This window comes from Moorena sp. SIO1F2 (assembly GCF_010672755.1).
Taxonomy (GTDB): Bacteria; Cyanobacteriota; Cyanobacteriia; order Cyanobacteriales; family Coleofasciculaceae; genus Moorena.
On record NZ_JAAHFV010000178.1, the window covers coordinates 1 to 13086 of the forward strand.

General features: G+C 45.8%; 11 protein-coding genes. 6 read left to right on the forward strand and 5 right to left on the reverse strand.

Translation table 11 applies throughout. The features are described from left to right. Window positions 1-256: 256 nt before the first annotated feature. The gene (locus tag F6J94_RS19955; RefSeq protein ID WP_293024812.1) at window positions 257-958 is read right to left on the reverse strand and encodes an OB-fold-containig protein; all 702 of its coding nucleotides are present in this window, start codon (window positions 956-958) and stop codon (window positions 257-259) included. Between the two features lie 676 nt (window positions 959-1634). Here F6J94_RS19955 and F6J94_RS19960 point away from each other — a divergent pair. Beyond that, a complete protein-coding gene (locus F6J94_RS19960; RefSeq protein ID WP_367142243.1) occupies window positions 1635-2015 on the forward strand; it encodes a hypothetical protein in 381 nt (126 codons plus the stop codon). Here F6J94_RS19960 and F6J94_RS19965 read toward each other — a convergent pair. Next, on the reverse strand, window positions 1922-3124 hold the full coding sequence (locus F6J94_RS19965) for a transposase (RefSeq protein ID WP_293043620.1): 1203 nt from the start codon (window positions 3122-3124) through the stop codon (window positions 1922-1924). The two genes, F6J94_RS19960 and F6J94_RS19965, sit on opposite strands and share 94 nt — an antisense overlap. 152 nt (window positions 3125-3276) lie before the next feature. Here F6J94_RS19965 and F6J94_RS19970 point away from each other — a divergent pair, with 152 nt between their 5' ends. From F6J94_RS19970 to F6J94_RS19985, 4 genes are all read left to right on the forward strand, one after another. After that, on the forward strand, window positions 3277-3513 hold the full coding sequence (locus F6J94_RS19970) for a hypothetical protein (protein WP_293101502.1): 237 nt from the start codon (window positions 3277-3279) through the stop codon (window positions 3511-3513). 395 nt (window positions 3514-3908) lie between these two features. Beyond that, window positions 3909-6590 (forward strand): endonuclease MutS2, encoded by a 2682-nt coding sequence (locus F6J94_RS19975; protein ID WP_293043622.1) that lies wholly within the window; start codon window positions 3909-3911, stop codon window positions 6588-6590. A 246-nt stretch (window positions 6591-6836) separates the two neighbouring features. Further along, on the forward strand, window positions 6837-7037 hold the full coding sequence (locus tag F6J94_RS19980) for a hypothetical protein (RefSeq protein ID WP_293043624.1): 201 nt from the start codon (window positions 6837-6839) through the stop codon (window positions 7035-7037). Between the two features lie 149 nt (window positions 7038-7186). After that, a complete protein-coding gene (locus tag F6J94_RS19985; protein WP_293024800.1) occupies window positions 7187-7774 on the forward strand; it encodes a DUF3038 domain-containing protein in 588 nt (195 codons plus the stop codon). Here the strand turns inward: F6J94_RS19985 and F6J94_RS19990 are convergent. Then, the gene (locus F6J94_RS19990; protein WP_293043626.1) at window positions 7757-7897 is read right to left on the reverse strand and encodes a hypothetical protein; all 141 of its coding nucleotides are present in this window, start codon (window positions 7895-7897) and stop codon (window positions 7757-7759) included. The genes F6J94_RS19985 and F6J94_RS19990 overlap by 18 nt on opposite strands. 263 nt (window positions 7898-8160) lie before the next feature. Between F6J94_RS19990 and F6J94_RS19995 the strand changes: the two genes are divergently transcribed. Next, a complete protein-coding gene (locus tag F6J94_RS19995) occupies window positions 8161-10071 on the forward strand; it encodes a DUF4335 domain-containing protein (protein ID WP_293043628.1) in 1911 nt (636 codons plus the stop codon). A 2-nt stretch (window positions 10072-10073) separates the two neighbouring features. Here F6J94_RS19995 and wecB read toward each other — a convergent pair whose 3' ends face one another. Continuing rightward, window positions 10074-11261, reverse strand: a complete 1188-nt coding sequence (gene wecB / locus F6J94_RS20000) for a non-hydrolyzing UDP-N-acetylglucosamine 2-epimerase (protein ID WP_293043630.1) — start codon at window positions 11259-11261, stop codon at window positions 10074-10076. A gap of 174 nt (window positions 11262-11435) precedes the next feature. Further along, complete coding sequence (gene dacB / locus F6J94_RS20005; RefSeq protein WP_293043632.1) at window positions 11436-13022, reverse strand: D-alanyl-D-alanine carboxypeptidase/D-alanyl-D-alanine-endopeptidase; 1587 nt, start codon at window positions 13020-13022, stop codon at window positions 11436-11438. Between the last annotated feature and the right edge of the window lie 64 nt (window positions 13023-13086).

Sequence of the window (13086 nt, forward strand, 5' to 3'; positions counted from 1 at the left end):
TTAGCAATAATACAATCAGACCTCCAATCACACCGGGGAAAAATAGAATTCCAGGAGGAAGCTTGGCTAGAGATGAATGTATCGGAACAGTTTGCACTGTTGTTGTATTCATGGATGAGTTTGACATGGCTAAATCGATTTGCTGATAAATGGAGCTCTATATACTAATCAGGGAAGATCAGAAAATTTATGATAATCTTGAGGAACTGATATACATCACAGCAGGTTATCACAGCAGGTTGTGCGCCCTTGCTGACTAATAAGCATTGTCTAACCAGGCTTGCTGATCAGCACTATCTTTAAGGACTACGAGATAGTTATGATGGTGTCGGTCAATCACTAACACTTTGTTCCCCCGTTTAGGAGTAACTGTTGCCCAAGTTGGTAAGGTGGCATTAACTGTAACTAAATTACGAGCTGGATCTAGGACATCGACTTGACCGATTTTGCCTTGGTTTTCCTTGGGAAGGGTGGCAGAGGAAACTGTACCGTGACAGCCAACTAAGCGATCGCTACTGGTATCTTCTCCAAAGGAGGCGAAAACTTTTCCTATCGGTCGAGAGATGAATCCTCCGGTAACTAGGGTCAGAAACAATGACATTACTGATACCACCCCAGCTAAAAACCCAGTGGGAATACTGCCAGTAACACCACCAATCATGACATTGAACATCCAGCCGAAAAGTCCCAAAAGGCTACAGTCTGTTGCCAGGAGCAAAATTAGGGGGGCTTTGCCGATACCTAGCCATCCTAGAATCTCAATACCACCTTCACCATCGGCATCAGTATCTGTATCAGTACCGAAATCTGCATCTACATCCAGATCCACATCCAGATCTACATCTGCATCTATATCAATGTCATCGTCTCCGCCACCGGAAACAATGACTAACACAAACAATAGAACTCCCATACCCAAAAAGATCCAGTAGGGGAGGTTGGCTAGGTCAAATAGCATGGGTTTATGCGATCGCGTTTTTTGAATGAATTGTTGCTCTATATATCCAGCCTAACGACTGGTTTCTTGGAAATCGGGAAAATGTATAGTATTTTTAATGTTCTTGAAAGATTAACTGTAAGCATTCAGCCACAAGACTTAAGATTTCCTTGGAATTTTAGGAATTAGTAGGACAACTCCCACAATCAACACTTTAATTAGTAGTGGGGCACAAACAATGCTGATAAACAGGCAAATTATCACTATTAATAATGATGCCACTTTCAATATTTCTTCTGTAGTGTTCAGAGAAAGGTAAGTAGCTACTGCGGCAATCACCAAACTGATTAGTAAGGGCATATACTCTCGATTGAGTCACTAAATACTAATCAGGGTTAACCCTAACTTTTATGGCTGAGATTGGCTTTTTGTAACAAAACTTAACTTAAGTGAGTTTACAGGAGTCTTGGGGTTACCTAAACTAAAGGTTATAGGACTTCAAAACAGTCTGGGCTTCTCTAGCCAGGCATGAGCCCACGAAACTAAGCCAAAAAAACTAAAAATTAGCAATAAACCATCCTAACCACGGAAAAAATAAAGGGTACAACTACTTGATACCTGTAAGTAAGCGATGAACTTTAGCTTTAACTTTTTTGATCTGTTCTGGATTTTCCTGATCATCTCCTCGTTGCAGCCGTTGTGGCAACGTCGCCAGATGCAATATAGACGTTTTCGAGCTTTGCAAGAATTCGAGCATAAGCGAAAAAGTCGGTTAATTTTACTGATTCACCGACAAGAGTCTATTAGCTTGTTTGGCATCCCTGTATCCCGCTACATATCCATTGAAGATTCTGAACAAGTGCTCAGGGCAATCCGTCTAACTCCACCAGATGTTCCTATTGATCTTATTTTACATACTCCTGGGGGATTGGTGCTGGCTACAGAACAAATTGCTAGAGCTTTAATTCTTGACACTCCCCACGGTTATAAACCGGGGGATTCTTGGTTCATAGACCCATCTTGCTCAACCAGGCCGGAACCAGGAAGAGTAGAGGACAGATCTCCCCAAGCGTTTTGATAAGTTCCGGTGTGCCCCACCGTACTCAAGGCTCTCGTTAAGATGTTTTTGGCGGCGTTGTGGTCGCGATCTAATTGGCACCCACACTTACAGGTATGGGTTCTAGTTGATAACGACTTCTTGACCACTTCGCCACAATTAGAACAGTTTTGACTTGTATAAGCAGGATTTACTGCGACAGTTATCCTGCCAAACTTTTGGCCAAAATATTCTAACCATTCTCGAAATTGGTACCAACCTGCATCATTGATAGATTTGGCAAGACAGTGGTTTTTACCCAGGTTCTTAACTCTTAGATCTTCGTAGGCGACCAAGTCGTTAGACCGGATTACGCAACGTGCCAGTCTCAAGGCATGTTCTTTACGTTGCCTACTTATTCTAAGATGAGTCCTACCTAGCCTATTAATTGCTTTCTTTCGGTTAGCAGAGCCTTTCTTTTTTCGGGAAACCCGACGTTGATAAAATTTTAAACGTTTTTCACCTTTTCTATAAAATCTAGGGTTAGGTTCGGAGTACCCATCAGAGTCTGTATAGAATTCTTTTAGTCCGACGTCTAAGCCAATGGTAAAACCAGTAGCTTCTAACTGCTCGGAATTATCTACTTTAACGCAAAACTGGACATAGTACCCATCGGCTCTTTGAACAATCCGAACCCTCTTGATCAGTTTCTGGTCGAATCTCCATAAGTCCCAGGTGCCCTTGAGTTTGACCTTCCCAATCCCCTTCTTGTCAGTAAAATTGATAAACTTCTTGTCTGGGGATAACTTCCATCCAGATTGCTTATATTCGACTGACCTAAAATGCTTCTTGAAACGAGGATAGCCTTTCTTCCCAGGAACCTTCTTTTTGCAGTTGTCAAAGAAGCGTTTAATGGCACGCTCTACGTTCTCAACAGAGGCTTGACAAGCATGACTGTTGAGGTCTTTGACAAACTTAAATTCATCTCTTAGTTGAGTGTTATAGCGATAGAGTTCCTTCTTTCCTGTACCACGATTGTCCATCCAGTAACGAAGCACCTTATTGCGGACAAAGCGAGCCGTTCTAATGGCTTCATTTATTGCCAACTTTTGAGGCTCTTTTAGGACAGCCTTGAACTCCATAACCAACACTTAAAATCACCTCCTTGGGATTAATGTATTACTTGCTATTATAGTCGATATCTTGAAGCAAAAGTTCGTATCGCTGTTAGGGAATAAATTCCTGTTCGGGCTAACCCCATGGATAGAATCCAGGGGCTTGCGCCCTCAGGTTTTTCGGTCAAATCACCCATGACTGTCCGATTACTGTCGAAGAAGCGTCTGAACTGGGTCTACCTATTACGGTTGGTCTACCTAAAGCTATTTATAAACTAATGGATTTGTACCCCCAACCTCAAGGTGGACGTCCATCGGTACAGTATATTCCTCTGCCCTATAAACCTACTCCTACTTTACCGGATACAAAAAGCAGTACTCGTAGTGGGGCTAACAACCTTAGGGAAGCCCTACCATACGATTAAACCATCTGAAGAAGGAGAATTTAGGATAAATCTAGTAGGGCATACATCAACTATTTCCAGCATATCCCAATTTGGGGTTTTTGTGTCTTTTTCAGAGGGCAATTAGTAATTAGGTAAGCAATCAGCAATCAGCAATCAGCAATCAGCAATCAGCCATTAGCAATCAGCAATCAGCAATCAGCCATTAGCCATTAGCCGTAGGCCAAGCTACGGGAACGAGACAGCTTGTGAATAAAATAAGCTGACGGCTGAACGCGCACGGGTGAGCTAAAAGCTCACCGCTGACTGCTCAATACTTACTTAATTGATAATTGGTAATTTGATCTAGCAAAACTTTCCCACTACTAACCGAATTATAGGATAATACAATTGAGGTATGCGTTTGTCTCTGAGCCTTGATTCAATCTGAAACCTTAGAACTACTGGAATGGTCCCGCCTGTGCCAACACCTGGCTACCTTTGCGGCTACTAAGCTGGGAGCCTTTGCGGCTCGTTATCTCCACCCCCCAGCAACTCAACCGGAAAGCCTAGACCTGCTAGCCCAGACCAAAGAAGCCTATCAACTGCAAACTAGTTTAGACACAGGACTAACCTTTGACGGCATCCAAGATATTGGTGAATCTCTGGAGCGGGCAGAGCTTCAAGGCATTTTGTCTGGTGAGGAACTATTAGCGATCGCAACAACCTTAGCTGGTGTGAGGCGTCTACGGCGGTTTATTGAAGACCAAGAGGATGTCCCAATTCTGAAGGAACTGGTGGCTGACAGCCGCACTTACCCAGAACTTGAACAAGAAATTCACCGTTGTATCGATGACCGAGGCGATGTAGCTGACCGGGCAACCCCCAAACTGGCAGGCATTCGGACTCAGATTAAATCATTGCGAGACCGAATTTATGAAATCCTCCAGGGGATTGTCCAGCGTAAAGGGGGGGCATTACAGCAACAGTTAATTACTCAACGGGCTGATCGGTTTGTACTCCCGGTTAAAGCTCCCCAGAAAGATTCTATTCCTGGTATTGTTCACGATACCTCTAGTACCGGTGCCACCCTATACGTGGAACCGAAGGCTATTGTTAGCTTAGGCAATCAACTTCGGACCCGGCGGCGGCAAGAACAAGTGGAATCGGAAGCAGTACGTCGTGCCTTGAGCCAACAAGTAGCAGCAGTTAAGCCAGACTTGGAACGGTTGCTGGTTGTAGCAACTACCCTGGATTTAGCTACCGCTAAGGCTAGGTATAGTCTGTGGTTAGAAGCCAATCCCCCTAGATTCATTGACCGCAATCAGAATGAAAGCATTACTCTGCGGCAACTGCGCCATCCCCTACTGGTGTGGCAGCAAAAACATGAACAAGGAACATCAGTGGTTCCGATTGATGTCCAGATTCAGTCCTACATTCGGGTAGTTGCTATTACCGGTCCCAATACTGGCGGTAAAACCGTTACGTTGAAAACCTTTGGTTTAGCGGCACTGATGGCAAAAGCGGGTTTATTTGTGCCAGCAAGGGAACCAGTAGAACTGCCTTGGTTTGAGCAAATTCTGGCAGATATTGGGGATGAGCAGTCTATAGAACAGAGTTTATCCACTTTCTCGGGTCACATTCGCCGGATTAGTCGGATTATTGAGGCGATAACTACCCCAAAAGAAGAGTTACAGCTTGACAGGTTGAAAGTTGGAGGTTCTCAAGAGTTTCAGGTTGGTAGGTTGAAAGTCCTTCGCGAACAACCAGATAACCTTGGCCAAAAGGCCACGCTACGCGAACAACCAGATAACCTTGGCCAAAAGGCCACGCTACGCGAACAACCAGATAACCTTGGCCAAAAGGCCACGCTACGCGAACAACCAGATAACCTTGGCCAAAAGGCCACGCTACGCGAACAACCTGCCAACCTTGAAGAACCTTGGCCAAAAGGCCACGCTACGCGAACAACTCCTCGTGCGTCACTCGTACTATTAGATGAAGTAGGAGCAGGGACTGACCCCGCAGAAGGCAGTGCTTTAGCGATCGCATTACTGAAATACCTAGCAAACACCACACAATTAACCATTGCGACTACGCATTATGGGGAACTCAAAGCACTAAAATATCAAGACGAGCGGTTTGAGAATGCCTCGGTGGAGTTTGATGACCAAACCCTGTCACCCACTTACCGTCTATTGTGGGGTATTCCCGGTCGCTCCAATGCCTTGAGCATTGCTAGACGCTTAGGGTTAAACCCATCGGTGGTGGATCAGGCTCAAACCCTTTTGGGGGGAGCTTCGGAAGATGTGAATGAGGTAATTGCAGGTTTAGAAGCTCAACGGCGCACTCAGGAAACTAAAGCCCAACAGGCAAATCAGTTACTGCAACAAGCTGAATCTCTCCATCAGGAACTCTCTGAACGGGCAAAACTTTTGCAGGAGCGGGAACGGGAATTGAAGCTTTCCCAGGAACGGTCTGTGCAAGATGCGATCGCACAAGCTAAGAAAGAAATTGCCCAAGTGATTCGGCAGTTGCAGCAAGGCTCCCAAACTGCTCAAAATGCCCAAAAAGCCACAAACGCTCTTAAGGAGATTGCCCAGCGTCAAATCCCAGCCGCACCGCCTCCTAAGCCAAAACCAGGATTCCGTCCCAAAGTGGGCGATCGCATTCGCATCCCCCGATTGAATCAGACAGCCGAGATAATCAGCGCCGCCGATAATGGGGAGCTAACGGTACGCTTTGGCTTAATGAAAATGACCGTTGCCCTGGCAGATGTGGAATCGTTGGATGGACAAAAACCCGAAAATGTGGTAAAAACTACATCAAAACCAGCTCCAGCCCCAACCCCAGTCTCGCCGCCAGCAACGGCTGTGCGCACCTCGAAAAATACCATTGATATTCGAGGAAGTCGGGTAGCTAATGCAGAGATTGACATCGACCAAGCAATATCTAAGGCGATAGAGTTTGGAGTACTCTGGATTATTCATGGCAAAGGAACTGGTCGATTAAGACAAGGTGTCCACGCTTTCTTGGAACAGCACCCTCTCGTGGAGCGTTTTAAGCTAGCCGAACAATCTGAGGGTGGGACTGGTGTTACCGTTGCTTACCTTAAATAGGTTAGCAGGTTAGCAGGTTAGCAGGTTAGCAGGTTAGCAGGTTACTAGGTTAGTAGGTTACCAGGTTAGCAGGTTACTAGGTTAGCAGGTTAGCAGGTTAGCAGGTTAGCAGGTTAGTAGGTTAGTAGGTTAGTAGGTTAACCGGTTAGTAGGTTAGCAGGTTAGCAGGTTAGCAGGTTAGCAGGTTAGCAGGTTAACCGGTTAGCAGGTTAGCAGGTTAGCAGGTTAGCAGGTTAGAATGCATTTTTGAACATTCAACCTTGGCCAATAGGCCACGCGATCGCGTTCAACATTCAACCAGACAACATTCAACCAGACAACATTCAACCAGACAACATTCAACCAGACAACATTCAACCAGACAACATTCAACCTTCAACCTTCAACCTTCAACCTTCAACCTTCAACCTTGGCCAAAAGGCCACGCGTGCGCGTTCAACCAGATAACCTTCAACCTTGGCCAATAGGCCACGCGTGCGCGTTCAACAGACAACCAAAGCTTTACCAGCAGGAAACATACCTTAATCTTTCGTAGTCCTGTTTCCAAACCTGTAACAGCGACGGGTAAACCGGATTTGCTTTAGTAAAATAAAATTATGGTTTCCACTGTCAAGATGCCAAAATCACCTCCTGCTTGGGAGGATTTGCCTCTGAGTCAAGCCGCAGACTCAATCGATCTCGATAATATCAAAACCCAGCTAGATTTAGTCTTGCTTAGCCTAGAAGCTCTAGCAGGTATTGGTTCAGAGGAGATGCTGCAAGCTGCTGCTGAATTAAATTTAGAGTCAATGATCACAGACCGAGTAGCATTGTGGCGTCTGCGTCAGTCTAATCCCCTGCGCAAAAGTTCAGGAGGACGGAAAAAGCTGGATGTGGAGGAAGCGCGATCGCTAGTTTTAATCATCTGTCACTTGGCTAAAGACCATCAAGAACTAATCCGTCGTGCGGTGGCTTTACTCGAACAAATGACACAACAAAACAGTGAACCTCATCGTGCTGCTTTATTGGGAGATTATTTAGACAACTTTAATAACACTTACCGAGAACGGATGGTGCAAGAAGAAAAGGTGTCAACTGATAGTTTAAAGCAACTGGCTCTTAAACTATTAATCAAATTACTCTTCTATAGTGGAGCAAAAGGTCATCAGCGTTTATGGTTAGCCTTATTAGGTAAAGTATCTTAAGGATTGCATCCAGGAAAATATATAGCATTTATAAATTGGGTGAGGTACAAAATCCTGGTTTTTAGGAAGTAGGGAGTAGGGAATAGGGAATAGGGAGTAGGGAGTAGAGAGTAGGTAACTCATAAATGGGCAAAAATTATGTGTACCTCATAGCTATGATAAACGCTATAGCATTTTCAGTTGATATGCGAAAAATTGATTAAAGAACGGAATAGGAACAGTAAACAGAGAACATTAGGAAAGAGAGCAGAGGATTTTTTGGTGTTATGATAAATCAGTATTGGGTTTTATGATTTCTTGGGAAATGCTATAGAAATCAACGATTAACGATTAACGATTAACGATTAACAATTAACAATTAACAAATGACTAATAAATAATCACCAATGACTAACATAGTCCTGCGACGTTACACTCCTCCTACCTGTACCCTATCAATTTGGGCAAACCGCTCACCCTTATCCCGCTGGGTGGGACAATCTGTGGTGAAGAAGTTGCGGTTTGAGTTGCGTTTTGATGACCCCCGCAAGCCAGAAGAACAACAGGTAACGTTACGAGGCAACGCAGAGGATTTAGATGTGTTGTATGAAGCGGTAGATGGCTATGTTCAGCACTTCCTTGAGCCGTCCCCAAAGCAACTGGTTGCCTCTGGAAACTCTAAGGCCGTAGGCCACGCTACGCGATCGGCTGAGGTTACTCCCTTAACTCTCCTAACTCTTCCAACCCCTCAGGAAGAAAATGCCACAGCAGTTCCAACTCAGCCTCAGCGCATCCATCTGCAATCGAAAGGCTTACTGAGCCATAGCCTGTTTCTGGGTAAGCTGGCTAATGAAGAATCTGGGTCAGTGGTTGATTTAAGTGCTACACAGCTGTTTGATTTAGCTACCGCTTTGGATGAATATGCGGCTGAAGTAGTATCCCTACCAAAACTCAATCAGCCCAGTTGGAAACCAGAATCATCCGCTTGGATGCGTACAGCAGCATCGATGGTGTTGGCAGTGGGTGTAACAGCAGCAGTGATTAAGTTGCTTGAGAAACCTCAGCCTGTTGAGCAAGGGAAAACACTAACCACAGAAGTCCCAACAACAGCATTAGAGTCCAGCAAGATTGGGAAAAAGCGAGCCATCTCCCAGGTACCCCCAGCACCGAGCACTCCCATCCCAACTCCATCGGTACCACCCCGTCTGTCCCCAGGAACCAAGTTACCCCCACCGCCTCCCCTTAAGCCACCCTCTCCACCAGTACGCACTCCGCCACCGCCTCCCGTTAAGCCACCCTCTCCACCACCAGTACGCACTGCGCCAGCAATAGCTTCACGCCCGAATTCACGTCCGATGCTCAAGATTGTTCCTGCTCCAGCTAGGACACCAGACTCTCCCAAACTGAGTGCTGCTAGTTCTGTAGCTAGTTCTGCTGTTAGTCCTGTAGCTACTTCTGTTACTAGTCCTGTAGCTAGTTCTGCTGTTAGTCCTGCTGCTGCTCCTGGGGCTAGTAACGGTGAGGCACCTGTTTCTGAGGCTAGTAAAACTAATGTAACTACTGCTAAGGCAGATACCCAACCCAAACCAACTCCACCCAGTCCCATCGCTGTAGTACAAACTTTGTCAGAATTGCCGGTTATTAAACCAGCCCCTTCTCCTACTGAGCTGGAAACTCAGGATTCCTCTAGAGAAAGTCTATCGATCCCCACAGAAACAGTGGTAATCCCTGACGTTGAGTCTTCGATTTCTTCTACTTCTACTGCTTCGATTTCTTCTACTTCTACTTCTTCTACTACTAATGTGGCGGTTCAAGCCATCCCTGCTCCTCAACAGAATGTGTCTACTCTCGACAGAGGTTCTTCTACCTCTAGAATTATCGATCAAGCTGTGCCTGGACTGAATGTCCCGAGTAGCTCTGTTATCGATCAAGCTGTGCCTGGACTGAATGTCCCGAGTAGCCCTGTTTCTGATTCTTTAAACCCATCCGAGCCTACCGTTGCCAATCAGATATCTCAAAATACCCTGTTTGATAAGATTTCTCAGGTAGCAGAAGCTAGACGATATTTCCAGGAGCGCTGGCAACCTCCCGAAGGGCTACAGAAAACCTTGAACTATAGTTTGTGGTTAAATAATAATGGTACTATCCGACGTATAATTCCCCTTGGGCAAGCAGCGAAAACCTATATAGATAACGCCCCCATACCTCTGATCGGTGAAACTTTTGTGTCCCCTTTAGAAGGGGAAGGTATACCAAAAATTCGCGTGCTGCTACACCCGGATGGTAAGGTTCAAACGTTGTTGGAGGGAATGAATTGAGGTTATTGATTGCCAGAACAATTTAGACCAAAGTAATTCTCCACAATCTTTACTATACGCTCCGCCGCACGACCATCCCCAAAGGGATTAATGGCATTTGCCATCCCCTGATAAGCTACTGAATCACTCAATAACAAACTTGCTGCCCCCACCATCTGTTCTGGGTCGGTTCCTACCAACTTCCCAGTCCCAGCTGCGATCGCTTCCGGTCGTTCCGTGGTCTTACGCAATACCAGCACTGGTTTACCCAAACTCGGTGCTTCCTCCTGCAATCCCCCAGAATCAGTCATCACTAAATAACACCGTTGCATTGCTGCTACCAATTCCACATAATCCAGTGGTTCTGTTAAAAATACCCGCTCATGGTCACCTAACATTGCCCTTAGGGGTTCCCTGACCGTAGGATTACGATGGAGAGGTAACAATAACGCTGTATCTGGGAACTTATCTAAAATATGGAGGAACCCCTGGGCTATATCCTCCAGTGGTTTCCCCCAATTTTCCCGACGGTGTACTGTTGCTAAAATCGTCCGGTATCCTTCCCAATCTAAACCCGGAACCTCACACACTGGTTCCCGCTCAGCTACCATCAACAGGGCATCAATCACCGTATTCCCAGTTTTATGAATTGCGCCAGTGACCCCAGACCCCTGCAAATGCTCTACTGCCAGGGGAGTGGGGGCAAAATGTAATTGAGTAATCTGAGAAATCAGCCGTCGATTGGCTTCCTCTGGATAGGGATTAAACAAATCATTGGTGCGCAATCCCGCCTCCACATGACCCACCGGGATACGTTGGTAAAAGGCTGCCAAGGCCGCAGCAAAGGCTGTAGTTGTATCCCCCTGCACAACTACTAACTGGGGCTGCAATTCCTGAAATAATTCCTCTAACCCCCGTAAACTAAGACAAGTAATATCGGTCAGAGTTTGCTTGGGCTGCATAATTTCTAGATCCCGATCCGCCCTCAGGTCAAACATCCCCATCACCTGGTCTACCATTTCCCGATGCTGACCCGTTAACACCACCTGAGTCTTAAATTTACCAGAGCGTTGGAACTGAAGAATCACTGGAGCTAACTTAATTGCCTCCGGACGAGTTCCTAATGTGATACAGATTTGAATTGGAGACTTGGTTGAACCCTGGTTTAGGGTCTTGGGTGTAGGGTCTGGGGGAATTTCCAGGGGTTTCATAATTACAGCATTTCTCAATTGGCTGAAGTACTTTCGTTCTGGGTTGCGCGGGAATAGGGAATAGGGAATAGGGAGTAGGGCTAAGAGTCAGCGGGCGTGGGAAAACCGGGCCCGGGGAGGGAGGGTTGGGCTGCGAAAAATGTTCAACCGTTGCTACCCCTCAACACTCAACACTTAGCAATAACCCAAGCGAGTCAATAATAGAACAATTTCATCAATAGCATTACGGAGTTTAGCAGCAGATTGGTCAGATTGATTTACCAGAATACTCAATACCAAGGTTTGATAGTCAGGAATATCAAGATAGCCTGATAAGGCTGAGACACCACTTAATGTACCAGTCTTAGCCTGGAGCTTACCAACAGCTGCGGTATCACGAAAGCGATCGCGTAAAGTTCCACTAACCTCAGCCGTAGCCAAGGATTCTCGATAAACCTGAGCTAATGGGGTTTGTGCCATCAGTCTCAGAGTTTGTGCGATCGCAAACGGACTAGCTAAATTATGGCGAGATAGCCCAGACCCATCAGCCAGACTATAGCTTTTTGGGTCAACCCCTAACTCTGTTAAGCTCTGTTGAACCGCGACCAGACCCAACTTAGGGCTAGACTCACTCCCTACCTCTGTTTCCAGTTGGTGCAATAATGCCTCAGCATACAAATTATTACTGTGCTGATTGATTTCCTTTAACAATAGCGCTAACGGAAGAGATTCTACTGCTGCCAACTCTGTGGTTGTTTGTGTATTGGTTATTTCTGTATTATTAACATTAGAAGGCAATCTATTATTAACCTCTCTTCCCATCCCCTGATCTGATGATCTGACCATCTCAGCTGAACTGTCTTTTACCAGTGCCTTAATCACCGCAATTCCCTCAGCTTCCAGGATACGGCGGAAGGACTCCAGGAAATAATCGGCTGGGTCACGAACTGCTAACCCCCAAAAGTCTGGTGCAGCATCTGCTGCCAGTTGACCGTTAATCACTAACACCGGCTCACCTAAAACTCCCATTATTTCCACTGAGTATGGTATTCCCGCCTTACCCGTAACAGCACGATTATCCACACGCCACTGTCTAGCCGCTACCCCATCACTCCAACTAACGCGCAATGGTTTACCAGGCTGTTGGGGCAATAGGGTTAGTCCAACAGTATTTTGATTGAGAATAAGTCGATTAACCGAAGCGCCATAGTATAGATAACTATCGCTCCACTCCCAGGTTGGATTGATAATACCATAGGGAGTATAGCCATCTTCTACAATTAACTGTTGCACCAACCTTACCCCTTGACCCTTTAGTTGTTGTGCCACATCTGTTAACTGGGTATTGCTTAAGCTTGGGTCTGCTTGTCCCACAATTCGTAAGGACGTCAAATAGGGGCTAGTGCCAGTACCATAAACCGGTGTGCGAATCCGGTATTGCTCACCTAGTTGACGTAACGCTGCTGCTGTGGTAAAGAGTTTGATATTGGATGCTGGGATAAAGAAACGTTCTGATTCAAGACTGTAGAGGGGAGCTGAGTCGGCTAAGGGTTGAATCAAAATCCCCCAACGCGATCGCATAAATTCGGGACGACTGATTATGGCATCAATGGCTGTAGTTAAGTCAGCAGGACAAATCTTTTGTCGAAAGGATTCCGGTTTCTCAACTACTTCAACTACTGTCGGTGTCGCCATCACCCCTTGCTTGATGACTAACTGTACAGCTAACCACAACAGCAGCAAAGTTATTGGTTTTCCCCATCGATGTAAGGGATTTGGCATAACTCACAACTCATAACTCACAACTGACCCACTGACGCCCTCAGCACTCAAATCATTTGTCTAA

Excerpts from the sequence above, each read along its gene's own strand:
- F6J94_RS19955 (WP_293024812.1), bottom strand. The coding sequence starts at position 958 with ATGCTATTTGACCTAGCCAACCTCCCCTACTGGATCTTTTTGGGTATG.
- F6J94_RS19985 (WP_293024800.1), top strand. The coding sequence starts at position 7,187 with ATGGTTTCCACTGTCAAGATGCCAAAATCACCTCCTGCTTGGGAGGAT.
- F6J94_RS19990 (WP_293043626.1), bottom strand. The coding sequence starts at position 7,897 with ATGAGTTACCTACTCTCTACTCCCTACTCCCTATTCCCTATTCCCTAC.
- F6J94_RS19995 (WP_293043628.1), top strand. The coding sequence starts at position 8,161 with ATGACTAACATAGTCCTGCGACGTTACACTCCTCCTACCTGTACCCTA.
- wecB (WP_293043630.1), bottom strand. The coding sequence starts at position 11,261 with ATGAAACCCCTGGAAATTCCCCCAGACCCTACACCCAAGACCCTAAAC.
- dacB (WP_293043632.1), bottom strand. The coding sequence starts at position 13,022 with ATGCCAAATCCCTTACATCGATGGGGAAAACCAATAACTTTGCTGCTG.